The sequence below is a fragment of the Lysobacter sp. M15 genome, from assembly GCF_022662515.1.
Classification (GTDB): Bacteria; Pseudomonadota; Gammaproteobacteria; order Xanthomonadales; family Xanthomonadaceae; genus JAKPBU01.
Genome location: NZ_JAKPBV010000013.1, coordinates 42,221 through 66,381, shown reverse-complemented (window position 1 = coordinate 66,381; position 24,161 = coordinate 42,221). Strand labels below are relative to the sequence as shown.

Sequence of the window (24,161 nt, the reverse complement as noted above, 5' to 3'; positions counted from 1 at the left end):
CTGGCGCGCTGCGGCGCGTTGGAGCGGCACGGCAGTCGGGGCCGATCGCGGCGCCCTACAATGCCCGCATGAATACCGCGCCACTCAGCTGGAAGCCCCTTGCCGGTCGCGCGCTGGAAGCCGCGCTCAACCGGGCCGTGTCGCTGGACGAGGAAGCGCAGCGCGCGGTGGCTGCGCTGGAAGGGCAGCGGATCGCGATCCGGCTCGAATCGCCCGCGATGGCACTGCAGGTGACGGTCGAGGATGAACGCCTGGCGGTCGGCCCGGTCGCCACGCAAGGCGAACCCGACCTGTCGGTGCGCAGCACGCTCGGCGGCCTGCTCTCGCAGCTGCCGTTCTTTCGCAACGACGCCGCGCCGCCGGTGGGCAAGCTGCGGATCGAAGGCGATGCGGAGCTCGCGCGGCGGCTGCAGAAGCTGGCCGCGAATTTCGACCCCGACTGGCAGCGGCCGTTCGCGGCGGTGCTCGGCGACGTGATCGGGGTGCAGGTCGCCAATGCCTTCGCCGCAGCGTTGCGGCAGGCCAGGACGTTCGCCGGCAACAGCGCCGAAGTGGCGGCCGAATACCTGACCGAGGAATCGCGCGACATCGTGCCGAAGGCCGAGCTCGAAGCGTTCCACGACGATGTGGACGCGCTTCGCGACGATGTCGAACGCATGGCCGCACGCGTTGCCCGACTCGGGGCTGGCAAGTGAGTTCCCTGCTGCGCGCAGCGCGCATCGGCCGGGTGCTGTTGCGGTATCGGCTGGATGCGCTGCTGGACGATACGCCGGCCGAGCGCTGGCTGAGGCTGATGCGGCCGTTCGTGCCGCGCGCTTCGGCCGAGGTCGAGGCGATGCCACGCGGCGTGCGCTTGCGCATGGCGCTGCAGGAACTGGGCCCGATCTTCGTCAAGTTCGGCCAGATCCTGTCCACCCGGCGCGACCTGGTGCCGCCGGACGTGGCCGACGAGCTCGCGCTGCTGCAGGATCGGGTAGCCCCATTCGATGGCGAAGCCGCACGCAGAATCGTGGAACAGGCGCTTGGGCGTCCGGTCAGCGAAGCGTTCACGGCCTTCGACACCACGCCGCTGGCGTCGGCCTCGATCGCACAGGTACACGCAGCGGTGTTGGCGGCGACGGACGGCGCGCCGGCACGCGAGGTCGTGGTCAAGGTGCTGCGGCCCGGCATCGAGCGCCAGGTCGCCGCCGACATCGCCTTGCTGAGCAACATCGCCGGCATCGTCGATCGCACCCATCCCAGCGCCGACAAGATCCGTCCGCGCGAGATCGTGGCCGAGATCCGGCACACGCTGGCCGCCGAACTCGACCTGCAGCGCGAAGGCGCCAACGCTTCGGTGCTGCGGCGTTTCTGGCTGGACTCGCCCGATCTGTACGTGCCAGAAGTCATCTGGTCGCATACCGCCGAGCGCGCGCTGACCATGGAGCGCGTGCATGGCATCCCCAGCGACGACATCGTGGCGCTGGACGCCGCCGGGATCGACCGCAAGGCGCTTGCGGCCAAGGGCGTGCGTGTGTTCTACACCCAGGTGTTCCGCGACAATTTCTTCCACGCCGACGCCCACGCCGGCAACATCTGGGTCGATGCGACGCGCAAGGACAATCCGCGCTTCATCGCCCTGGATTTCGGCATCATGGGCCAGCTCTCGAGCGAGGATCAGTACTACCTCGCCGAGAACTTCATGGCGATCTTCAACCGCGACTACCGGCGCATCGCCGAACTGCACGTGCAGGCGGGATGGATGCCCTCGCACATCCGCATCGACGAGCTCGAAGCGGCGACGCGCGGCGTCTGCGAGCCGTACTTCACCCGGCCGCTTAGCGAGATCTCGCTGGCCGAAGTGCTGATGAAATTGTTCCGCACGGCGCAGCGCTACGAGCTGACCCTGCAGCCGCAGCTGATCCTGCTGCAGAAGACGCTGCTCAACATCGAGGGCGTGGGCCGGCAGCTGGATCCGAAGCTCGACATCTGGGCGGTGGCGCGGCCGGTGCTCGAGCGCATCCTGGTGGAGCGCTACAGCCCGCAACGCCTGGCCGCCGAGTTCCGCAAGCGCCTGCCGGAACTGATCACGCATGCGCCGGACATGCCGCGGCTGCTGCATGCCTGGCTCACCCAGCAGGTCGAAGGCCGGCACGAACTGCAGATGCGTTCGCGCGACCTGGCCGAGCTGGCGCGGGTGGCGCGCGAAGGCCAGAAGCGCGTGGTCGCCGCGGTGCTGGGCACCGGGCTGCTGATCGCGGCGGCAGTGCTGTATGCGCTCGAAGCCGCCGGACCCCGGCTGCTGTCGCTGCCGGTCTCGGCCTGGATCGCCGGCATCGGTGGACTGTGGGCGCTGCTGGCGGCATGGCCGCGCCGCGACAAAACGCGCAGGCGATGATGCACGCCGCGCCGCAGCGCGCCATGGACACGCGCGGCCGGCCGTTCGAGAACGATCGCAGTCCAGCCGCCAGTTCGGCTGGTGGGACGCAGGCCATGGACCTGTCGGTCCTCTATCGCGACGCGTTCCTTGCCATTGTCGACAAGCCCGCAGGACTGATGGTCCACGACAGCGCGCTTGCGCGCGGCGAAACCGATTTCGCCGCCGACCGTCTGCGTGAACAGTTCGGCTGCCCGATCTTCCTCGTCCACCGCCTCGATCGCGCCACCAGCGGCTGCCTGCTGCTGGCGTTCGATCGTGACACCGCGTCCGCGTTGGGGCGGATGGTGATGGCCAACGGCCTCGATTCGGGGGTTGATGAAGAGGCGCAATCCGCGCGGATCTTCGAGAAGGACTATCTGGCCGTCTGCCGCGGATGGCCGGAACCTCGATTCGTCGTCGACCATCCGCTCGACGGCGGCCCGGGCAAGCCGGTCAAGAAACCGGCGATCACCGAGTTCGAGTGCCTGGCGACGACCGAGCTTGCGATCGCGTCGCAGGGGTTCGCGACGTCGCGCTACGCCCTGCTGCGCGCGCGTCCGCGCACCGGCCGCTTCCGCCAGATCCGCCGTCACCTGAAGCACATGTCGCACCATCTGATCGGCGATACCAGTCACGGCGACGGGCGCCATAACCGCAGTTTCCGCATGCTCGGGATCCATCGGATGCTGCTGCATGCCGAGCGGCTGGCCTTCGTGCATCCGGTGACCGGCTCGCGGGTTTGCGCGATCGCGCCGCCCGACACGCAGTTCCAGCATGCGCTGTGCCTGTTCGACGCACCGACGCACGCGGTGCACTCCGATTGCGTTAACAGGCCCTAGAGTCCCGGCGCGTCGTCCGAGGCAGTCACCGGCAGCACGATGCGCCCGTTGCGGCCGTACACCTTGCGCTCGATACCCGCGTCGACCGCGCCGGCCGCATCCTGCAGCAGCGCCGAGCCGATCTGGCCACCAATGCCGGTCTGCGGTGTGGGGGCGCGGTTCGTGCCAGGGTCGTCCGGCCAGCCAGCTGCGCCGGTGCTTCCTTCCAGTTGCCGGAGCATGCTGTGACCCCCGACCGGGGGATCGGCATAGGCATTCGCGGCAGCCTGCTCTTGACCCTCGATCGCGGCCACATGCGCCGCGGTGAACTCGTCCATCTGCTCGCGGATATGGCGTTCGGTCTCGGCGGCCTGCGCCGCCTGGTGCCGGGCCATGGCCTGATCGTCGGCATGGCGCTGGGCAACCTGTGCGCCGGCACCGGATCGGGACCGGCCATCGGTCCGTGCGGGATCCGGAATGGATTTGTTTTCCAGGCTGTCGACGTAAGCCGGATCGGCCTGCTGCGCGGACACCGGCAGGGACAGCAAGCACAAGGCAAGGGCGGCCAACTCAGGGCGCATGACACCATCCTCCATGAAGAGCGGGCATGATCCCGCGCGCCAGCGGGAGCGTCAATCCAGCCCGTACATTGGCATCAGGAGTCTTCGATGCCCCCATCCCTCACCATTCCCGACGCCGAACTGATCGAGCGTTTCGTCCGTGCCTCCGGTCCGGGCCGCCAGAACGTGAACAAGGTCGCCACCGCGGTGGAGCTGCGCTTCGACGTCGCCAACTCGCCGACCGGCAATGGTCGTTGCGATTTGCCGCGCCGACCGGAGAACGCGCGGTGCGCGGTCAGCCGCCGAAGCGATACTCCGCCCCGAGCCAAAGCGCATTGAGGTCTGCATCGGAATCGTTCATGTCCGGCGTGCGTTCCCACTGCAGGCGCAGCGACCAGGGTGCATCGAAATTCAGGCGCAGCCCGATGCCGTACACAGGATCCGAGCTACGGATGGAATCGCTGCTGCCATCGTGTATGCCCTCGCGGACGAACACATCGAATTTAGTCCTCGCGTAGCCAGCCTTGGCGTACGCTTCCAGACGCTCACCCAGCGGCAAGATGCCCAGCACGTTCAGTTCAATCCGCTGCGACGAAACTTCGGTGTAGATCGGATAGTCCTCGGGTACACAGAACGTTCCGGTGGGGCATGCCACGCTGAAATCGTAGCTGCCCAGGTCGGCGTAGCCCGCTTCGATCGCGAAGTAACGTGAGAAGCGGTAACCGCCATGCACGCCGAATGCGTTGTCGGAGGCATCGAAGCCGTTGTCGAACTTGTATTCCATGCGGCCGAGATCGGCGCCGGCGTACCAGCCCGACCCGGGACCAGCCGCAGCCCGGGCGGTCGTGGTGAAAAGACCGGCGGCGCAAATGGTCGCGATCATCGATACCTTGGCAAACGTCACGGCTTGGCTCCCCTGATTATTCGCGCGATGGCAGCACACCATAGAATGCGCGCGATGACAATCGAGCCCTCCATTCTGCCCATTCCCGACGCCGAACTGATCGAGCGTTTCGTGCGTGCCTCCGGCCCGGGCGGGCAGAACGTGAACAAGGTCGCGACCGCGGTGGAGCTGCGCTTCGATGTGGCGCGCTCGCCGTCCCTGCCCGAGGCGGTGCGCGAGCGGCTGCTGGCGAAGCGCGACCGGCGCATGACCGACGATGGCGTGTTCGTGATCAACGCCCAGCGCTTCCGCACCCAGGAGCGCAACCGCCAGGACGCGCGCGAGCGCCTGCATGCGTTCATCGAAGCCGGCCTGCACGCGCCCAAGCCGCGCGTCGCGACGCGTCCCTCGCGCGCATCCAAGGAACGCCGGCTGGATGCCAAGCGCCGCAGCAGTACGATCAAGCGCGGCCGCGCGAGCCGCGACTGGGACTGAAGGACACGGCATGGCCGAAGCAACAGACGTGGTACTGCCGTTGCCGCCCAACGCACCGCGCGTGCGCCCGAATGCGTTCACGCGCTGGCTGGGGCGCACGGTCCTGCGCCTGGGCGGCTGGCGCATGGTGGGCAGCTTCCCCGACATCCCCAAACTGGTGCTGATCGGCGCGCCGCATTCGTCCAACTGGGATGGGGTATGGGGGCTGTGCGCGAAGCTCGCCCTGGGGCTCGACATCCGCATCCTCGGCAAGGACTCGCTGTTCCGCATTCCCTTGCTGGGCACGGTGCTGCGGCGCATGGGCATCATCCCGGTCGACCGCAGCAAGGCGCGCGGCGTGGTCGAGCAGTCGGTCGCGCTGATCCGCAGCAACCCCCGGTTCTGGTACGGCCTGGCGCCGGAAGGCACGCGCAAACAGGTCGAGCGCTGGAAGACCGGGTTCTGGAAGATCGCTAAGGCCGCTGACGTGCCGATCCTGCCCGCCTACTTCCACTACGGCCAGCGCGTGGTCGGCATCGGCCCGCTGTTCCACGCCGGGGACGACATGCAGGCCGACATCGCCCGCATCCAGGCTTGGTACCGCGAGGTGTCGCAGGGCCGCAACCACGACGTCTAGGCCCGGACCGGCGGCCGACTGCCGTGTCCGGTTTGTGCGAAGCTTGACGTGATGCTGGCGAGCGCATCACGGCCCATGGGGCCGCGGTGCGGGCTCGGTCCGGATCGCGCGGGGACGCAATGGAACACGGGGAGTCACAAGGATCCGACTCGGCCGGCGCACGCCGCTGGCGCCAGCGCGCGTCCGCAGGTGCGCATGCGGTCTTCGGCAGCATCGACTGGCAGCCGCCGGCATGGACCGGCGCGCTGCGCACGCGGGTGCAGGCGCAACCGATGCGCTGGTGGGGCGGCGCGCTGGCGATCTCGCTGCTGCTGTTGCTCGGCCTGTGGTGGGCCAACCGGCCGAAGGTGATCGATCCGGATGCGGTCACGGCCGAGGTCTCGGCCCCGGAGATCACCGACTACACCAAGACCCCGCCCGTGTTCTCGCCGCTGCGCCTGCGTTTCGCCGGGCCGGTCGCGCCGATCGCGCTGGTGGGCAAGGCGCCGAAGGGCGTCACCCTCGCACCGGCACATCCGGGCCAGTGGCTGTGGAGCGACGACCGCACCCTGGTGTTCACGCCCGCCAAGGATTGGCCGATCGGCACCGCGTTCACCATCGCGCTCGATGCCAGGGCCGCGGTCGCGCCGAAGGTGAAGCTGGCGCAGGACGAATTCGAATTCAGCACCGCGCCGTTCAAGGCCGAAGTCGCCAGCGCCGAGTTCTACCAGGACCCGCAGGATCCCAATCTCAAGAAGGCAGTCTACGCGCTCGGCTTCTCGCATCCGGTCGACGCCGCATCGCTCGAAGCGCAGCTGGGCTTCGCCTATGCCGACGGCGGTGGCCGCGCGCTGCCGGCGCCGGGCAAGACGCTCACCTTCGACGAGCACCGGCTCAAGGCCTGGGTCCATTCGGCCCCGCTCGAGCTGCCGGAGAACGGCGGCAAGCTGGTGCTGGAGGTGGACGAAGGGGTGCGCAGCACGCTTGGCGGCGAGGGCACGCAGGACCCGCTGACCGCCACGGTCGCCCTGCCCACGCTCTATAGCGTCAGCGTCGACAGCATCGAGGCCACGCTGGCCGAGAACGACCGCTACGAACCCGAGCAGGTCCTGGTGTTCGGCTTCAACCAGGCCATGCGCGACAGCGACGTGGCGCGCGCGATCGAAGTGCGCCTGCTGCCCGACGCCGACCCGCGCAAGCCGCCCGCCGAGCGTCGCCCCGGCCACACCTGGTCGACGGCCGACGTGGACGAGACCGTGCTCGCGCAATCGCCGCTGCTCCCGCTCACGGCGGTGCCGTCCGAGCGCGAGTTCATCGAGACCCACGGCTTCCGCTACAAGGCAACGCCGAACCGCTTCGTGCACGTGCGCGTGGCCAAGGGGCTGAAGTCCTTCGGCGGTTTCATCCTCGGCCAGAACAAGTTCGAAGTGCTGCGGGTACCGCCGTATCCGGAGCTGCTGCGCTTCGTCGGCGAAGGCGCGCTGCTGTCGCTGCGCGGCGAGCGCCGGGTCAGCGTGGCCGCACGCAACGTGTCCGGCATGCGCCTGGAAGTGGCGCGCGTGCTGCCCGGCGCACTGCACCAGTTGGTGCAGAACAATGGTGGCGACTACGCCAAACCCAGCTTCGATTACCTGTCCGAGGACAGCCTGGTCGAGCGCGAGGAAACGCGGCTGCGTTTCCCGCCGGGCGATCCGGCCAAGACCCGCTACGAAGGCATCGACCTCGGCCCGTTCCTGGCCGAGGGCCGGCGCGGTGTGTTCCTGCTGAGCCTGCGCGATCTGAGCGACTACGATGCCGCCAAGCCCGCGAGTGAAACCCTTGCCGACGACGCGGGCTCCGAGTACGACCGCCGCCTGGTGGTGCTCACCGACCTGGGCGTGCTGGCCAAGCGCGCCCTGGACGGCAGCCGCGACGTGTTCGTGCAGTCCATCGCCGCGGGCACGCCGGTGTCGGGCGCTACGGTGCGCGCGGTGGGCCGCAACGGCTCGACCCTGGTCACCGCCACCACCGACACCGACGGCCGCGCCCGCCTGCCCACGCTGCAGCCGTTCAAGCGCGAGAAGCAGGCGGTGATGCTCACCGTGGAGCAGGGCGGCGACCTGTCGTTCCTGCCGCTGGATGCCGAAGGCCGGGTGCTCGACTACTCGCGCTTCGACATCGGCGGCGAGGACAACGCGCTCGAATCCGGCGAGCTCAAGGCCTCGCTGTTCTCCGACCGCGGCCTGTACCGGCCCGGCGACACCGTGCACCTGGGCATGATCGTGCGCGCCGCCGACTGGAGCCGTCCACTGGCGGGCCTGCCGCTGGAACTGCTGATCACCGACCCGCGCGGCACCATCGCCCGGCGCGAGCGACTCTCGCTGGGCGATGTCGGCTTCGAGACTTTCGATTACACGCCTTCCGACGCCGCCCCCAGCGGCACCTGGACCGCGCAGCTGTACCTGATCGGCAAGAACGACGAACGCACCGAGATCGGCAGCACCACGATCCAGGTGCGCGAGTTCGCGCCCGATACGATGCGCGTGCAGGCGCGCTTCTCCCAGCAGGTGGCCGAAGGCTGGGTCAAGCCGGCCGGGCTGAAGGCGTTGGTCCACGCCGAGAACCTGTTCGGCACGCCCGCGCAGGACCGCAAGGTCGAAGCCAGCGTGGTGCTGCGCCCCGCCTTCCCCGACTTCGCCAGCTGGAAGGGCTGGGACTTCTACGATCCGCAGCGCGCCAAGGACGGTTACGACGACAGCCTGCCCGATGCCAAGACCAATGCGCAGGGCGATGCCGAAATTCCGCTGGGCCTGGAGAAGTACGACCGCGCCACCTACCAGCTCAGCCTGTTGGTGCGCACGTTCGAGCCGGGCAGCGGCCGCAACGTGGCCGCCAGCGCGACCACGCTGGTGTCCGACAACCCCTATCTGATCGGCATCAAGCGCGACGATGAGCTGGGCTACGTCAAGCGCGGCAGCCGTCGCAGCGCGCAGCTGGTGGCCATCGGTCCGGATGCCAGACCGATCCGGACGCAGGGGCTGCGCGCGGTGCTGGTGGAGCGGCGCCACGTGTCGGTGCTGACCAAGCAGAACTCCGGGCTTTACAAATACGTCTCGCAATTGCGCCTGGACGACCGCAGCGAAACCGCGTTCGACTTCGCCGGTAAACCGCGCAGCTACACGCTGCCGACCGACAAGCCCGGCGACTGGCGCCTGGAAATCCGCGATGGCAAGGGCCTCGCACTCAACCGGGTCGATTACAGCGTGGCCGGGCAGGCCAACCTGACCCGCGACCTGGAACGCAACGCGGAACTGACCCTGTCGCTGTCGAAGGACAACTACAAGCCGGGCGAGGAGATCGAGATCAGCGTGCGCGCCCCGTATCCGGGCGCCGGACTGATCACGATCGAGCGCGACAAGGTCTATGCCCACGCCTGGTTCAAGGCGGACAGCAACAGCTCGGTGCAGAAGATCCGCGTGCCCGAGGGCCTGGAAGGCAACGCCTACGTCAACGTGCAGTTCGTCCGCAACCCGGATTCGGACGAAGTGTTCATGAGCCCGCTGTCCTACGGCGTGGCGCCGTTCTGGATCGACCGCAGCGCGCGCAAGCAGCCGCTGTCGATCCGCCTGCCGAAGGTTTCAAAACCCGGTGCCGAGGTCCCGCTCACCATCACCACCCAGGGCAAGGCGCGCGTGGTCGCGTTTGCGGTGGACGAGGGCATCCTGCAGGTCGCGCGCTACAAGGTGGCCGATCCGCTGGACACCTTCTTCGCCAAGAAGATGCTGCAGGTGGACACCGCGCAGATCCTCGACCTGATCCTGCCCGAGTTCAGCCGCCTGGTCGGCCGCTCCGCGCCGGGCGGCGACGGCAGCGGCGATCTTGCGAAGAACCTCAACCCGTTCAAGCGCAAGGCAGAGAAGCCGGCGGTCTGGTGGTCCGGGCCGATGGACATCGACGGCGAACGCACCGTGCGCTTCCGCCTGCCCGACCACTTCAACGGCAGCTATCGCGTGGTCGCGATCGCGGTGACGCCCGCGCGCGTAGGCATCGCCCAGACCACGGCGATCGCGCGCGGCGACTTCGTGCTCACGCCCACGTTGCCCACGCACCTGGCGCCGGGCGACGAGTTCGAGCTGCCGATCGGCGTCGCCAACACGGTAGCCGGCGGCAAGGCGACGCTGCCGGTGACCGTGGCGCTGTCGTTGCCGCGGGGGTTGAGCCTGGTCGGCCCGGCGAACGCCACGCTGCAGCTCGCACCGGGGCGCGAAGCCACCGCACGCCTGCGCCTGCGGGCGGGCCAGCGGCTTGGTGCATTCGCCGTCGGCATCAGCGCCAGGTCTGGCCGCTACGCCGCGCAGCGCAGGATCGAGGTTTCGATCCGCCCGGCCGTGCACCTGCGCCAGGACCTGCGCGTCGGCTTCACGTCGAAGCCATACGCGATCGAGCCGCTGCGCGCGATGTTCCCGGAACTGGCCAAGCGCCGGATCGCCGCATCGTCCTCGCCGCTGGTGGCGATCGACGGAATCGCGGCGTATCTGGCCGACTATCCGCACCTGTGCACCGAGCAGCTGGTGAGCGCCGGCATCCCGGCGCTGGTCGACGCCTCGCATCCCGAGTTCGGGCTGCTGCGTGGGGCTGGCGCCCAGGGCAGCGCGCGCGCGCTGGACGCGCTGCGCACGCGGCAGAACGGCGAAGGCGGCTTCGGCAGCTGGAGCTCCACGCCCGAGGTCGATCCGTTCGTGTCGGCCTACGGCGCGCTGTACCTGGTCGAAGCGCGCGAGCGCGGCGTCGCGGTGCCGTCGAATACGCTGGATGCGGCGAACGCCTGGCTGCAATCGCTGGCTGGCGACCGCGCGCTGACCACGCTGCCGCAGCTGCGTGCGCGCGCCATGGCGGTGTACCTGTTGGTCCGCCAGGGCCGCAGCGCCGGCAACCTGCTCAGCGCCGTGCGCGAACAGCTAGAGGCCAGCCATCCCAAGACCTGGAAGCAGGACGATGCCACCGCGCTGTTCATCGCCGCCAGCTACCAGCTGCTGCAGCAGGACGCCGCCGCGGCACCGCTGGCCGAGGCCGCGCTGAAACGCGCGAACGCGAAGGCGTCGGCCGTGGCGCGCGGCTTCGTCGAGTACTACGACGCCGACATCGCCCAGGGCTGGTCGGTGTACCTGCTGCAGAAGCATTTCCCGCGGCTCGCGTCGCGCATCACCGGCACCGCCATCGCGCGCCTGCTCGAACCGCTGCGCAACGACCGCTACAACACCCTGTCGTCAGCGCTCATCCTGCTGGCGATGGAAGCGCGCGGTGGCAATGCTTCGGCCGCGTTGCCGGGGCTGCAGGCCATCGACGCCGCCGGCAAAGCGCGCGTGATCGGCGAAGCCTCCGGCCAGCTACGCGCGGGCACGTTCAATGCCAATGATCGCGCGCTGCGCGTACTGCCTGCGCAGGGCACCACCGCCTGGTACGCGCTGACCCAGAACGGCTTCGACCGCAAAGCGCCGCCGGCGGTCCAGGACCAGGGCATCGAGCTGGTGCGCGAATACCTCGACGCCGCCGGCAAGCCGGTCACCAGCGTGGCCATCGGCACTGAGGTCACCGTGCGCCTGCGCGTGCGTGCGCTCGGCAACCGCGCCTACAGCGACGTCGCCATCGTCGATCTGCTGCCGGGTGGTTTCGAGACCGTGATGCAGACCCCTGCGCCCGCCAACGACACCGACTGCGAAGACTGCGGCGACGAACCCGTCGCGCCCACCCTGGCGCTATCCGGCACCACCTTCATCCCCGAACACGTCGAACCACGCGAGGACCGCGTCCTGCTCTACGGCAACGTCGGCAGCGGCATGCAGGAGTTCAAGTACAAAATCCGCGCTGGCAACGCAGGCAAGTTCGCCGTGCCGCCGGTGTATGCGGAAGCGATGTACGAGCGGGGGGTTTATGCGCAGGGCGCGGGTGGCAACAGTTTCGAAGTCAGCAATACAAGATGACCCGGAGAAGTAAACCAGTTCCCGTTCTTCCTAAACCCGAGTCCGGCCATAAGGCGACCCTGGCTTGTCAATGCGTGTGGCGTGCGCTAGCCTGTTGTCATGCCAGCGACTAGGAGTAGCTCCGGTCAACAGTCTGGCCTCTATGGCGCTTTAGCAACTTACGTATGCCCGACCTCAAGGCCTCGTGCCGGGTCGGGCATTTCGTTTGTGCTCCAATATCCACCATGACAGATCCTTCCGTTTCGGTGAAGGCACGCTCTCTCGAATACCTCTTCGAGATGATGCATCACGGCCGCCATTCGTTTGATGATTTCTTACGCCTTCCCGTTGACAAGCATTTCCAACGAGTCGATTGGCGCACTCGCACTATTTATAAGCCGTCCAAGACCCTTCGCGCCTTTCACAGCTTCCTCAACGTCTTCGTCCTCGGCTATTTGCCGGTCAACGAACGGGTGTGCTTTGCCTACCGCAAAGGCGCCACACTGACCGATGCCGTAGCTGTCCATGCCGAGAGTCGAGCGTTCTTTCAGACTGATCTGGCGAAATTCTTCGACAGCATTACCTCACAGATGGTCCACGATGCGCTCGCCCGAGCGTCAACGCCCGCAGAGGACCTGCCTCAGTTCATCGACCGTATTGTTGAGCTGACGACGATCGATGAAAGACTTGCCATCGGATTTTCTACGTCTCCGCTTCTAAGCAATAGCTGCCTCATTGCATTCGACAACATGCTCGAAGATGTCTGCCGTGATCGTCAATTGATCTACTCGCGCTACGCCGACGACATCGTCGTCTCCGGTCAGAGTCCTGACAAACTCGATGGGATTGAGCGCCTAATTGCCCAATTGCTGGACAAGGCATTAGGTCCGACCTTCCAGATCAACACAGCTAAGAGCCGCATGCTCCGCGTTGGCCGCAAGGTGAAGATCTTGGGGCTCAACATCCTGCCTTCTGGCCGGATTACGGTGGATCGCGAGATTCGTGACAAAGTAGAAACTCAGCTGCATTTCTATCTAACCGATCGCGCACGCCTTATGCGCATCATTGATGCAGAGCCCGACGAGGCTTTGCAAAAACTGAGTGGCTACATCGGCCATATACACTCGGCCGATCCGCTCTATCTCGAAAAGCTCCGGCGCAAATTCGGCGCGACGGTCATCGACAGCTTTCTGCATCGGTCCGCACAGTGAAGTGCTTGGAGATTTCCATCGAACGCGTGCAGCACATCCACGCGTTGCAGTTTACGATTGATCTCACGAAAGCTGGACTCCTATGTCTTGTCGGGCGAAATGGCGTCGGGAAGACGACGCTTGTTCGGGCGCTTCGAAACCTTTCCAACGCCGATACGTTCGTTAAAACCGCGCCCCCCAGGATCTTCTCGGACAAGAGCAAGATCATTTACACCGTCGACGGTACGCCTATCGTCTTCGAATACGATCAAGGATTGCGATCTCTCAATTGCCGCCAGCCAATTCCATCGCTCGTCCGCGACGCCGTGTCGGTTGAGCTGCCAATTCCCCACGGCGCGAGATTCAGCTTCGCCAAAAGCGCCGCCGCTGCGGATGATGAAATACGCCGAACACTTGCGCTTGGTATGGCGCGCCGCCCCGAAGAGCTGATCGAATTTCTTTCTGCGATTTACGATTCGACTCAATACGACACGTTAATAGAAGTTGTCGTCAAAGGTCAGAAGTATTACGCCATTGCCAAACCAGACAATACCTATATCCGTGAGGACTACCTAAGTTCAGGCGAGCACTTTCTTATTAATCTATATCGCAGCATCAAATCGGAAGCACGGCTGATCGTCATCGACGAGATTGATCTGTCCCTCGATTCCGCAGCCCAAGCTAAGCTCGCGCAGTGGCTTAGGCAATTTTGTGAGCGCTACGAATGCACGATGCTGTTTACGACACATTCCTTGGCGATCATGCGCACGCTAGCGCCTACAGAGCTTTTCTATCTCGACAACGACGGCAATACTGCGAGTGCGTTACCCGCGTCATACAGCTACGCCAAGGCACGACTATTCGGATTCAAGGGGTGGGACCGCTATATCCTGACGGAAGATGCAGTCCTGGCAGCTTTTCTAGACTTCCTCATCAACTACAAGTGCCCGCGGTCCTTCTTCTCTTGCAAAGTCATATATGTCGGTGGTGGCACTCAGGTCGTCGATCTCATGACCCGTAATGCAAAGGACGGCTTCCTTGCGCGTTCAAGCGATGTGATCGCAGTCCTCGACGGTGATGAACGGGGCAAACGCCATGCGTCGCGGGCTGGCGTCCACCTGATTCCCATGGATCACCTCGAAAAGGCATTGTTAGAACTTTCGCTAGCCGATCAGGACTTTCCTTTCAAATATGTGCCAAAGAAGTTCACCTCGGCCAAAGACTTTTTTGTTTATGTTCAACAAACGCGGGCGGCGACGCTTGCCGACATTCACGAGTACCTGTTTGTGCAGCACCAAGCTGAGCTGGCGCCGCTAGTTGACACTTTGACAGCGTTCTTGGCGTGCCCCGTTCCTGGGTCCGTCGCCTCAGCGCAGTGACCTGGCCAGCGTAGGGGGGCATGGCCCGCCGCCCGGCAGACGGCACGTGGCCATCCGCAAAAAAGGGCGACTCGGCGGTACATCGCGTGGCGTGCCGGGCTTGAGCCCGCCCTACGGGTATGACGAAGAGGGATTACTTGCTCGTCGTACGAGAAGGATGTTTCCTCAGCCATTCCACGACCCGCTGCCAATGGTTCGACCTCGCATAGCGCAGGAACTCTCCGCTCTGGTCGTCCATCTTCGACAGGTCCGTCCCGGCTTCGAGCAGCAGCATCGCAACGTCCTCGTTGCTGGTGCTGCCCAGTGCCGGCAGGTCGTATTCGCCGAGGGTCGACGCATCGAAGCCCTGGCTGAGCAGGTAGTGCACGAACTCGGCATCATCCGCCTTGGCGGCAATGTGCAACAGCGTCTTCCCATCGGCGCCCGCGGCTTTGAGATCGCAGCCGCGCGATGCCAGCCAGGCCGCGATCTGCATGCCATCCCATGTCTCGTCCTCGTCGCTGCCGTAATGGGATAGCAACAGGGTCACAGGTGATCGCTGACGGACCCCTTGCGCCTCGTCCGATTCGTTGTCGAAGTACAACGCCGGGCGCAAATCGGGTTCTCCCGCACGCCACAGGGTCTGGACGAGATCGAGGCTGCCGCCTTGGATCGCGGCACGGAATGCGGCATCGAGCTTGGCCTGGTCGGGCTTGCCATTCGTCTCGAGCGCGCCCTCCGCGATCAGCAGGTCGACCAGCTTCCTGCGTCGATTCTGCAGGGCCTCTTCGAGTAGCGTTCCCCTTGCAAGCCATCCCTCCGTGCGCGCTTGGGGCGATGCAGCGATCGGTGCTCCCAGTTCGACCAAGCGAACGATCGCCTTGTTGTCGCGCGATTCCTCGTTCGCGGTCGCACGTGCCAGCAGCTCGGCACCTTCCTTCGAATCGAATCGGAAGCCTTCGCGCTGCAGACGCTCAACGGCGTCTTCGGAAAGATGGACGAAACCCTCTGCGCCGGACACCTTGTCGACCTCGTCCTCGAACTCGGATACGACGTGCGGCATGCCCACCCGTTCGCCGACGTAGTCCACGATGCGATGGACCTGATCGCCGAGTTTCAGGGTCAGCTGATAGGTAGGATTGTCCGTGATACCCGCGTGGTAGGCCGGGCGCAGCGACCAGAGGTCCTTCTTGCGCAGGCTGTCGACGAGGCGCGCGACATCGGCTGGCGGAATGCGATAGCGATGGACACCCGTAATGTCGACATAACCATCGCCCCGATAGTTAACCAGGCCATCCCCGCGCACATCGACCGTATAGCTGGGGCAGGTTCCGTAGCATCCGGTTCTCTGCAACGTGATGCCTACCTCGCCTAGGGGCGCGTTCGGCAACGGCCGATAGGACTCCGGCAGCTCCTGCTCGCGGATTGCTTCGCTCACAATGGCGGAAACCGATGCACCGTCGCGCAGGAACGGGTCGTACCGCAGGCTTGCGAGCGCAGCGTTGCGCTCCGGAGTCAGGGCTTGGGGACGGTCGAACCCATCCTTGCCGCTGTGGCAGACCACGCGCCCATCGCGGTCGACCCGAACGGTGGCGTCGAAGCCCCAAATCTCGCGCTCCGTGCCGTACGCGTAGGAAATGGTCGGAGTGGGGGCTCGGCGATTGGCTTCGATCTGACGCCTGTTGGGCACGTGTCCGAGAAGTTCGTCCTCACTGCAAACGCGAATCCTTGGCGCATTGCGCAAAGCTGCCATGGTCGAGCCCGACGCAGGGTCGCGCATTTCCACTGGTTCATGCTTCGACGATGCGCCTGGATCGCTCGTCGACGCCGAGCAGCCCAGTAACAGGCTGGTCGACACGATCAGGCAGGATGTCAACGTTCGCACAAATCCTCCCGATGAAGCGGCCAGGTGGTTCAGAGCACGGTATCAGGTCCGTAGGCTGGGTTGGCTTCATTAGAAAAGGTGTCAGGGACAACTCCCGGGGCCGCAGTCCCAGCCCGTGCGACGCCCGGCCCTACGATGGGTGGCACGCAGCCAAGGGTGAGAGCCGCATGCCATCCAGAAGCGCCCACCGCCACGCGCTCCGGCGTTCGAAGGAGCCGCTGGTGATTGCGCCACCCGAGCTGCCCGACCTGCCCCTGCTGCCAAGTGATCACGGCTGGCGCAACCCGATGCGCGACTACCACTATGTGCGGGACGAGTGGGAGCTGTACCGCATGCATCCGCAGGCGTCCATCACCCTGGCCGTCATCCGTCGCTGCGATTCCATGAGCTATTCCGTTCACCTCGCCGGCGCGGCAGCCGCAGCGGCGGACATATCGGGAAGCGCGCAGGAAGCGTTCGATCTTGCGGCACGTAGCGCGCGAGCGTCGGAGCTTTCGTAGCAACGCGAGGCGGCGCCGTACACTGTGCGCCACGCCCCGTGGAGGGGTCGAACCGGCGTTATGTGCAATCAACATGAAACTCAGTGATCTTGAGAAGTCCGCACTACAGCTAAACGAGCTCTACGAACAGCTGGAGATCAAGAGGTATGGGCGCGTCTGGACCACGGAAGAACTTGCGCTTGGTTTCGTAGGGGACGTAGGCGATCTGGCAAAACTGATCCAGGCAAACGCCGGTATCCGGGATATTGACGACTGCAAAGCGAAACTCGGTCATGAACTGTCGGATTGCTTATGGTCGATCATTGTTCTTGCAAACAAGTGCGGCATTGATCTAGAGGCGGAGTTTGTGAAAAACACAAAAGAGCTCGCCGAAAATGTATCTGGCGAGCTGGGCACATAACCATTCATTCAAGCCAACGCCGCTTCGCTCCGGCCACAGGCATGGCAGAAGGCGCTTGCCATGCCTGCAGCCTGCACGACGCAGCGCGGCTTAACTCACGCGTTGGGCCGCAGGAGGAAACATGGCCACCTGGATCGCGACTGCAGTACCCCTCATTCCCGAAGTGATCCGCCTCGCCACGCCGTACTTCGCCAAGAAGCCTACGGACCAGGCCCTGGATCTCGCGGCGTCCGTGGCGGAGCTTCAGCAGGCATCGCGCACCAACGCGGACGCGATCACCAAGAATGCAGAGGCGCTCACGGCATTCGCCGAGAACACGCAAAAGTACATCGAGGCGCTGCAGACGGGCACCGTCGCACTTCGTCGGGAGTTGGTGGTTGCCAGATCCGTTGCCATCGTCGCCGCCACCACCGCGGGCCTGGCGTTCGCGCTGGCAGCGTATGCGCTCGCGGCGTAACGACTCAGTCAAGCCGAATCCGCTTCGCGGGTCTGCTTGATAGGCGTCAGGCCCCAGGAAGGAGGCACGCCCGGCGCGGCCTGCTTTTAAAGGTCGTGGTCCTGTCGACTTGACTGGTCCTCGCTCGTCGTACACCCAGACAAACCTATATCCGGAGAGCAGCCATGCGATTCATCATCACGGCGCAGTCGAGTGGGGAGACGACGGCGACCGGCCAGCAGCCCGAATTCGATGCAGAACTCTTCAAGGCGTACATGCGCTTCAACGAGGAGATGCATCGGGCCGGAGTGCTGGTCGCATCCGAGGGCCTCAACCCCGCGGCGAAAGGGGCGCGCATCGCGGTTGCGGAAGGCAGGCGCTACGTTGTCGACGGCCCGTTCGCCGAGTCGAAGGAACTGGTGGGAGGCTTCTACCTCATCGAAGTGGACTCGCTCGACGAGGCGATCCAATGGGCCCTGCGCGCCCCGTCCGGTTTCGGAAACGACGACATCCTGGACATCCGTCAATTGACCGGCTCGGAAGACCTGCCGCCTGAAATCCTCCAACTCATCACCGAGGCCGCGCCCACGTGGAGTGCGGCGGCCTGGCAGTCGCGCAACATGAATAAGCCGCAAGCAAAGGGTGCAAGCTGAGGCCCAACAATTCGGGTATGGACTCCTCCGTCAATCAGAACCGGCGGAGGTTGATCCGATTGTCGGGAAGCGGAACAGTTGCAGTCGCTCGGAAACGAGGTCAGAGTACGTTTTTGCCGGTCTTTTCGTCACATTCGCTGCAAGCGTTCAGGAGATTGCATGAACTTCAGGAAGAAGATGCGTCGTGGGAAGGTGGGAGCTGCACGTAGGTGCATGCATAGACGGATAGCGTCGATTCCAGCCGCCTTGCTGGCGATTTCGCTGATGGCCCTCGGCGCAGCCTGTTCACGGCAGGAACCCGCTTTCGCCGAGCAAATATCCCACTCGGACAGTGTTTCAAAGCGCGATGCAGTTCAGACCGATCCCGCGGCAGTCGGCCAAAGTCCCGCTATGTCACCGACAGAAGCACAGGGTGCTACGACGCAATCAGCATCCGAAGAAGTCCAAGGCAGCGACATTTTCGCGTTTGTCCCAGAGGGCGCAGTAATCCGTATCGAGAGACGGGGAGATCTGGATGCCGACGGCGACATCGATGTTCTCCTGGCGGTGGAGAACAAGAGCGCGGACGAATCCGCCCCGCGGTCGCTCGTGCTGCTGCGCAGCGCCGGAAGCGGGACCCTGGAGAAGGCGGTCGATAATCCAGATGCCATTCTGTGCCGCTCATGCGGCGGAACGATGGGCGACCCGCTTGCGGATATCTCTGTGAAGGCGGGCGAGTTCTCGCTGAGATTCGAAGGTGGCTCGCGTGAACTATGGGCGCGCGAGTACCGTTTTGTGTATACGAGAGAAGTGGATGATTGGCTTCTGGAGGGCGTGGTTAACAGTACGCTCGATCGCATCAACGGCGAGCAGCAGCAAAGCAAGGCAACGAGCAGCGACATCGACCCGGTATCCATCAAGGCATTCGACGCAGCAATAACGGACGCTGATGCGGAGATCTAGGCAGCACATCAAGGAAGGAGATAGGAATGCCAACCGCCAACGAAATCGCAATGTTGAACGCCGCGCGGAATGCCGGCATTACTTCGCGTGATGAGCTGGCCAACTTCATGGCCCAGGTCAGCCATGAGTCCGGCGGGCTCTCGACACTCGAAGAGAGCTTCCGATACACCAGGGGCATCGATGCGATCCCGGTGCAGTCCGCGTTCCGAGAAGGTCGCGAGGCGCTCGAATCCGCTCGACTGGAAGCATTGGCGGGCCGTCCGCAAGAGCTTGCGCGACTCATGTACGGCGGGCGGATGGGCAACGATGATGCGGGCGACGGTTATCTGTACCGAGGCCGCGGCTTCGTCATGCTGACGGGCGAAGATAACTACCGCACGAGAGGCAATGCGATCGGAGTGGATCTTGTCGGAAGCCCGGATCTTGCTGCCGATCCGGATCATGCGTCACGCATCGCGGTGTCCTATTGGCAGGGCGAGGTACCGGAGGCTGACCGCGACGACGTGTCTGCGGCAACCCGGGCGATCAACGGCGGGGAAAACGGGCTCGCCGATCGCTACAACCGTTTCGACGCCTGGTATGCGCAGTTGACGCCGGAGTTCATGGCCGAGCTCGCGGCAGGGCGCGTCCAGCCAGGTGCGCGGGTGGCACCGCTCACCGGACAGGACGCGATGGCCGACGGCACCTTGCGCCGCGGTGAGTCTGGCACGGAAGTGGGGGAGCTCCAGACGAACCTGCGCGTTCTCGGCATTCGAGCTGCTCGCGGTAGGGAAATCAGCGTCGACGAAACATTCAACCGCGACACGGAAGAGGCCGTCAGACGATTTCAGGAGCAGGAGGATCTTGCGATCACCGGGCGCGCGGACCCGGACACGCTGGCGGCGATCCAGCAAGCCGTGGCGCGCCAAGAGCAGCAGAATCGCGTGGTGCCGGAAGCGCTTCCTGGTCATGATCGTCGGGCAGCGCCGGTTTCCGACGAAGTCGATCGGCAGCGCCTGATCGAAGGTGATCGGCGACCGACCAACGAGATCCCGACAGGTCTACCACCCGGCGGCGACCTGCCTGCTTTTCCGGCGCCTGTTGAAACGCAGGGCATGCGTACCACCGACCCGCGCGATCGGGAACATCCCGATCACGATCTTGATCGCAGGATCAGGAGCGAACTGGCCAGAGCCGAAACGGCGATCGGGAAGAGCTGGGACGAAAACAGCGAGCGGCTGGCGGCCAGCCTCTATGGATTGGCCAAAGAGAGAGGCTTCGACGATCGCGATACGCTCAAGGTCGTCTTCAACGAGCCGACCGCAACTCGGCAAAGCGGCGAAATCGCGTTTCTTTTTCGCGAGGGCGGTACCGCATCTCCCGATCCGTATGCGAACCGCGCTCAGATCGCGACCAGGGAAGCGCTCGCCCAGCCTGCCGAGGACCACTACCGGCGTGCCGAAGAGCAAAGCCAGGTCCAGCAGCAGTCGCAGCTGCTTGCGCAACAGCAAGAAATCCCGCAACAGCAGCGGGAGGCTTATAGAAGTTTGTAGCGTGTCCAAAAAATAGTCGCCGAGTTGGCTTGGAACTTGCGTGGAACTTTGGCGCCGGAGGGGCGACCGCGCACGTTCAAGGGGAAAGCGGTGAAAAGACTTCTGTTCTGCAGCCTGTTGCTGTGCTTGCTGACCGCGTGTCAGTCATCCCACGTTCTTGTGGGCGCCCGGCGGGCCCCCATCGATCCGTCGGAAGTCAGGGTGTATTTGCAACCACCGGTGCAGTTCGAACAGATCGCCATGCTGGAGGCGTCAAGCGCCGCCTCAGGCGCGTTCACGCGTCAACAGAAGACGGACAAGGTCATCGCGCGTCTGAAGGCTGAGGCCGCAGCTCTGGGCGCCAATGGCGTCCTGATGCAGGGCATGGGTAACGAGTACGCGGGGTCGGTCGGGACAGGCTCAGCTACGTTCTACGGCAACAGCGCCTTTGCAACCGGCTTCAGCGCGCCCGTTTTCAACAAGGCGGGAACTGCGCTCGCGATATATGTGCCTGAAGGGCAGTCCCAGCCCCAAGCATCGCCTGCGCAGCCAGTAGCCCAGATGCAGCCCGTTCCTGCTGAGCCAACCGCGGCCGCACCGCAGTCCGCGTCACAAGTGCCGCAGACTCGGCAGCTTGACCCGGCCAGGCGGTGCGATTCCTGCAAGCTATTGGGTAGGGACTTCTAACGGGCAACGAGGTCAGGTTCGCTGGCCCGTCGAGTCTCTGCCACTCATCGCCAACCAATTCACACGCATCCGTGACCACCCACCATTCATGCGTGAGTGATTGCCAGTGATGGGTGACTCTCTGGCATTCAACGTTGACCAGTTTTTACCCGGCGGTGAATGGAAACTGCTCACCCGTGAGTGAAACTTAGTCAGCGGTGAGTAGAAAACACTTGGCGGTGAGCAAAAATCACTCCGCGTTGAGACAAAAACACTCGGCGCTGAGCAAAAAGGACTTGGCGATGAGTGAAAATAACTCATAAGTGATTGATTGCGCGGCCATCTCGGGCCTGGCCGCCGATGCGCCGGATGCCCGCGTCGCCCAGCGGACGCAAGTCCGGGGCTGCGCCTAAGATTCGCGGGTGTCAAACCCCGCTTCCGTCGCCACGCCTGATCGTCGCACCGGCCGCCCTCCGCGCTGGAGGCGGTGGCTGCGCATCACTGTCGTGGTGGCCGGCGCACTGCTGCTCATGCTGGCGGCCGTGCGCCTTTGGCCGCGGCCCCCGCTCTCCGATGCGCAGCCGCAGTCCACCGCTGTCTACGATGCCAATGGGCGGCTGCTGCGTCTGGTGCTGGCCGACGACCAGCGCTATCGGCTGTGGCTGCCTTTGCAGGAGATGCCGCAGACGTTGCGCGATGCGGTGCTGCTGCACGAGGACGCGTGGTTCTACCGGCATCCGGGCGTGAATCCGGCCAGCCTGCTGCGCGCGGCGTGGACCACGTATGCCGGCGGCGGCGCGCGCGTGGGCGGCTCGACCATCACCATGCAGCTGGCGCGCCTGCGCTGGAGGCTGCAGACCCGCTCGCCAGGCGGCAAGCTGGTGCAGATCGCGCGGGCGTTGCAGCTGGAGGCCGGCTACTCGAAGGACGACATCCTCGAGGCCTACCTCAACCTGGCGCCGTACGGCGGCAACATCGAGGGCGTGGGCGCGGCCAGCCTGATCTATTTCGACAAGCCCGCCGCCGCCCTGACCCTGCCCGAGGCGCTGACGCTGGCGGTGATGCCGCAGGCGCCGACCCGGCGCGGGCGGCTGCGACGCGATGCCGAACGCGGCGACAGCTATGCCGGAGCCGGCCTGGCCGCCGCGCGGGCCCGGCTGTATGCGCGCTGGAAGACGAAGCACGCCAGCGACGCCGCCCAGGACGCGTCGATGGCCCTGCCGATCACACTGCGCACGCCGCGCGGCCTGCCGTTCGCTGCGCCGCATTTCGTGGAGCAGGTGCTGGGCGAGCGCTTCCTGCACCCGCAGGCCGGCCCGCGCATCGATACGACCCTGGACCTGCGCCTGCAGCGCCTGCTGGAAAGCCGCGTGCGCAGCCATATCCAGCGCGCGCGCACGCGCGGCGTGCGCAATGCCGTGGCGATGCTGGTGGACACGCGCGACATGGGCGTGCGCGCGCTGGTCGGCTCGGCCAACTACTTCGACGACAGTCTCCACGGCCAGGTGAACGGCGCGGCGGGCAAGCGCTCGCCGGGTTCCACGCTGAAGCCTTTCATCTATGCACTCGCCCTGGACCAAGGGGTGCTGCACCCGGCCACGGTGCTGCGCGACGTACCCAGCGCATTCGGCCCGTATACGCCGGAGAACTTCGATGGCCGCTTCCTCGGCCCGGTCACGGCGGCCGACGCGCTGGTGCGCAGCCGCAACATCCCCGCGGTGACGGTCGCCGCCCAGCTGCAGCAACCCGGCTTCTACCAGTTCCTGCGCGACGCCGGCATCGCGCGCATGGCCAGCGAGGGCCATTACGGCCTTGCGCTGGTGCTCGGTGGCGGCGAGGTGACCATGGAAGAACTCGCGCGGCTGTACGCCATGCTCGGCAACGACGGCCTGCTCAAGCCATTGCGCCTGCGCAAGGAAGATCCGCAGGCAGGCGGCACCGCGCTGCTCAGCGCCGAGGCGGCCTACATCGTGCGCGACATGCTGCGGCGCGGTCCTCGCCCCGACGCGCATGCGACCAGCGGCCTGCGCGAGCAGCCGATCGCGTGGAAGACCGGAACCTCCTGGGGATTCCGCGACGCCTGGAGCGTGGGCGTGGTCGGCCCTTACGTGCTGGCGGTGTGGCTGGGCAATTTCGACGGCGCGCCGAACCCGGCCCTGGTCGGCGTGGACATGGCCGCGCCGCTGTTCTTCTCGATCGTCGACGGGCTGCGCGCCGCGCGGGTGGACTTGGCCGAGCCGCCGCGACGCTGGCCGCTGAACCTGAAGCGGGTCGAGGTGTGCCGGGCCAGCGGCGACCTGCCGAATGCCTGGTGCCCGCAGCGCGGCTGGACCTGGTTCATCCCGGGCAAGTCGCCGATCCGCACCAGCACCGTGCACCGCGCGATCGCGGTCGACAGCGTCACCGGCCAGGCCGCCTGCGGCCCGTTCGATCCGGCGCGGATGCGCATGCAGGTGTTCGAGTTCTGGCCATCGGACCTGATGCAGGCCTTCGCCCAGGCCGGCATTCCGCGCCGTGCGCCGCCGGTCAATGCGGACTGCGCCGATGTGGCCGACGTCGGCGTCGGCGACGCCCCGCGTATCCAGTCGCCGCTGCGCGCGACGCGCTACGTGCTGCGGCTCTCGCGACCGCGGGAATCGGCAATCGAGTTGCGGGCCACGCTCGATGCCGACGTGTCGCGGGCGTTCTGGTTCGCCGGCAATAGCTATATCGCCACGACCACGCGCGGCGGCAGTGCCCAGTGGATTCCTGAACGCGAGGGGCGGTTCAAGCTCTCGGTGGTCGACGACCACGGCCGGGTCGATGCCCGGAACGTCGAGATCGCGGTCGAGCGTTAGTCGCCCAGGGTCAATTTGTGACCCAGTTCACCCGCAAGCGCCCGGCAGAACCCCGGTTCGCGGTCCAGGCGACTGCCCGCCGCGGGCCGCGCCCA

Annotated in this window: 19 protein-coding genes and 1 pseudogene; 17 read left to right on the top strand and 3 right to left on the bottom strand. The window is 65.5% G+C overall.

The genetic code is table 11. The annotated features are described in order from the left end of the window. Positions 1-68 precede the first annotated feature (68 nt). From MC380_RS13760 to MC380_RS13750, 3 genes are all read left to right on the top strand, one after another. On the top strand, positions 69-695 hold the full coding sequence (locus MC380_RS13760) for an SCP2 sterol-binding domain-containing protein (RefSeq protein WP_242101938.1): 627 nt from the start codon (positions 69-71) through the stop codon (positions 693-695). After that, positions 692-2,377 carry a ubiquinone biosynthesis regulatory protein kinase UbiB gene (gene ubiB / locus MC380_RS13755; RefSeq protein WP_242101937.1) on the top strand — a complete coding sequence of 562 codons (1,686 nt, stop codon included), beginning with the start codon at positions 692-694 and terminating at the stop codon, positions 2,375-2,377. The genes MC380_RS13760 and ubiB overlap by 4 nt, the downstream gene beginning before the upstream one ends. Positions 2,378-2,472: 95 nt before the next feature. Next, positions 2,473-3,237 (top strand): pseudouridine synthase, encoded by a 765-nt coding sequence (locus MC380_RS13750; RefSeq protein WP_242165517.1) that lies wholly within the window; start codon positions 2,473-2,475, stop codon positions 3,235-3,237. Here MC380_RS13750 and MC380_RS13745 read toward each other — a convergent pair. Continuing rightward, positions 3,234-3,797 (bottom strand): hypothetical protein, encoded by a 564-nt coding sequence (locus MC380_RS13745; protein ID WP_242165432.1) that lies wholly within the window; start codon positions 3,795-3,797, stop codon positions 3,234-3,236. The genes MC380_RS13750 and MC380_RS13745 overlap by 4 nt on opposite strands. Before the next feature lie 87 nt (positions 3,798-3,884). Here MC380_RS13745 and MC380_RS13740 point away from each other — a divergent pair. Next, positions 3,885-4,019, top strand: a pseudogene (locus MC380_RS13740) (peptide chain release factor-like protein); the annotation flags it as partial. Positions 4,020-4,071: 52 nt separating this feature from the next. Here MC380_RS13740 and MC380_RS13735 read toward each other — a convergent pair. Next, positions 4,072-4,680 (bottom strand): porin family protein, encoded by a 609-nt coding sequence (locus tag MC380_RS13735; protein WP_242165430.1) that lies wholly within the window; start codon positions 4,678-4,680, stop codon positions 4,072-4,074. 45 nt (positions 4,681-4,725) lie between these two features. On the opposite strand from MC380_RS13735, the gene arfB reads away from it, so the two are divergent. The 5 genes from arfB (at position 4,726) to MC380_RS13710 (ending at position 14,257) form a co-directional block, all read left to right on the top strand. Next, a complete protein-coding gene (gene arfB / locus MC380_RS13730; protein WP_242165428.1) occupies positions 4,726-5,154 on the top strand; it encodes an alternative ribosome rescue aminoacyl-tRNA hydrolase ArfB in 429 nt (142 codons plus the stop codon). 10 nt (positions 5,155-5,164) lie between these two features. Next, positions 5,165-5,770, top strand: a complete 606-nt coding sequence (locus tag MC380_RS13725; RefSeq protein WP_242165426.1) for a lysophospholipid acyltransferase family protein — start codon at positions 5,165-5,167, stop codon at positions 5,768-5,770. Positions 5,771-5,889: 119 nt separating this feature from the next. Beyond that, complete coding sequence (locus MC380_RS13720) at positions 5,890-11,709, top strand: alpha-2-macroglobulin (RefSeq protein ID WP_242165425.1); 5,820 nt, start codon at positions 5,890-5,892, stop codon at positions 11,707-11,709. Between the two features lie 164 nt (positions 11,710-11,873). After that, positions 11,874-12,899 (top strand): reverse transcriptase domain-containing protein, encoded by a 1,026-nt coding sequence (locus MC380_RS13715; protein ID WP_242165422.1) that lies wholly within the window; start codon positions 11,874-11,876, stop codon positions 12,897-12,899. A 5-nt stretch (positions 12,900-12,904) separates the two neighbouring features. Beyond that, on the top strand, positions 12,905-14,257 hold the full coding sequence (locus MC380_RS13710; RefSeq protein WP_242165420.1) for an AAA family ATPase: 1,353 nt from the start codon (positions 12,905-12,907) through the stop codon (positions 14,255-14,257). Positions 14,258-14,390: 133 nt separating this feature from the next. Here the strand turns inward: MC380_RS13710 and MC380_RS13705 are convergent, their stop codons facing one another. After that, a complete protein-coding gene (locus MC380_RS13705) occupies positions 14,391-16,094 on the bottom strand; it encodes an ankyrin repeat domain-containing protein (RefSeq protein ID WP_242165419.1) in 1,704 nt (567 codons plus the stop codon). Positions 16,095-16,342: 248 nt separating this feature from the next. On the opposite strand from MC380_RS13705, the gene MC380_RS13700 reads away from it, so the two are divergent. From MC380_RS13700 to pbpC, 8 genes are all read left to right on the top strand, one after another. Further along, on the top strand, positions 16,343-16,621 hold the full coding sequence (locus MC380_RS13700) for a hypothetical protein (protein WP_242165417.1): 279 nt from the start codon (positions 16,343-16,345) through the stop codon (positions 16,619-16,621). 73 nt (positions 16,622-16,694) lie between these two features. Beyond that, on the top strand, positions 16,695-17,021 hold the full coding sequence (locus tag MC380_RS13695) for a nucleotide pyrophosphohydrolase (RefSeq protein ID WP_242165415.1): 327 nt from the start codon (positions 16,695-16,697) through the stop codon (positions 17,019-17,021). A 121-nt stretch (positions 17,022-17,142) separates the two neighbouring features. After that, entirely contained in the window at positions 17,143-17,478 is a 336-nt protein-coding gene (locus tag MC380_RS13690; RefSeq protein ID WP_242165414.1) for a hypothetical protein, read from the top strand. Between the two features lie 164 nt (positions 17,479-17,642). Then, positions 17,643-18,110, top strand: a complete 468-nt coding sequence (locus MC380_RS13685) for a YciI family protein (protein ID WP_242165412.1) — start codon at positions 17,643-17,645, stop codon at positions 18,108-18,110. A 159-nt stretch (positions 18,111-18,269) separates the two neighbouring features. Next, positions 18,270-19,052, top strand: a complete 783-nt coding sequence (locus MC380_RS13680) for a hypothetical protein (protein WP_242165410.1) — start codon at positions 18,270-18,272, stop codon at positions 19,050-19,052. Between the two features lie 26 nt (positions 19,053-19,078). After that, on the top strand, positions 19,079-20,584 hold the full coding sequence (locus MC380_RS13675; protein ID WP_242165409.1) for an XVIPCD domain-containing protein: 1,506 nt from the start codon (positions 19,079-19,081) through the stop codon (positions 20,582-20,584). A 90-nt stretch (positions 20,585-20,674) separates the two neighbouring features. After that, complete coding sequence (locus tag MC380_RS13670) at positions 20,675-21,250, top strand: hypothetical protein (protein ID WP_242165407.1); 576 nt, start codon at positions 20,675-20,677, stop codon at positions 21,248-21,250. A gap of 488 nt (positions 21,251-21,738) precedes the next feature. Then, positions 21,739-24,066 (top strand): penicillin-binding protein 1C, encoded by a 2,328-nt coding sequence (gene pbpC, locus MC380_RS13665; RefSeq protein ID WP_242165405.1) that lies wholly within the window; start codon positions 21,739-21,741, stop codon positions 24,064-24,066. Positions 24,067-24,161: the final 95 nt, after the last annotated feature.

Excerpts from the sequence above, each read along its gene's own strand:
- MC380_RS13760 (WP_242101938.1), top strand. The coding sequence starts at position 69 with ATGAATACCGCGCCACTCAGCTGGAAGCCCCTTGCCGGTCGCGCGCTG.
- MC380_RS13750 (WP_242165517.1), top strand. The coding sequence starts at position 2,473 with ATGGACCTGTCGGTCCTCTATCGCGACGCGTTCCTTGCCATTGTCGAC.
- MC380_RS13745 (WP_242165432.1), bottom strand. The coding sequence starts at position 3,797 with ATGCGCCCTGAGTTGGCCGCCCTTGCCTTGTGCTTGCTGTCCCTGCCG.
- arfB (WP_242165428.1), top strand. The coding sequence starts at position 4,726 with ATGCGCGCGATGACAATCGAGCCCTCCATTCTGCCCATTCCCGACGCC.
- MC380_RS13725 (WP_242165426.1), top strand. The coding sequence starts at position 5,165 with ATGGCCGAAGCAACAGACGTGGTACTGCCGTTGCCGCCCAACGCACCG.
- MC380_RS13720 (WP_242165425.1), top strand. The coding sequence starts at position 5,890 with ATGGAACACGGGGAGTCACAAGGATCCGACTCGGCCGGCGCACGCCGC.
- MC380_RS13715 (WP_242165422.1), top strand. The coding sequence starts at position 11,874 with ATGCCCGACCTCAAGGCCTCGTGCCGGGTCGGGCATTTCGTTTGTGCT.
- MC380_RS13695 (WP_242165415.1), top strand. The coding sequence starts at position 16,695 with ATGAAACTCAGTGATCTTGAGAAGTCCGCACTACAGCTAAACGAGCTC.
- MC380_RS13690 (WP_242165414.1), top strand. The coding sequence starts at position 17,143 with ATGGCCACCTGGATCGCGACTGCAGTACCCCTCATTCCCGAAGTGATC.
- MC380_RS13685 (WP_242165412.1), top strand. The coding sequence starts at position 17,643 with ATGCGATTCATCATCACGGCGCAGTCGAGTGGGGAGACGACGGCGACC.
- MC380_RS13680 (WP_242165410.1), top strand. The coding sequence starts at position 18,270 with ATGAACTTCAGGAAGAAGATGCGTCGTGGGAAGGTGGGAGCTGCACGT.
- MC380_RS13675 (WP_242165409.1), top strand. The coding sequence starts at position 19,079 with ATGCCAACCGCCAACGAAATCGCAATGTTGAACGCCGCGCGGAATGCC.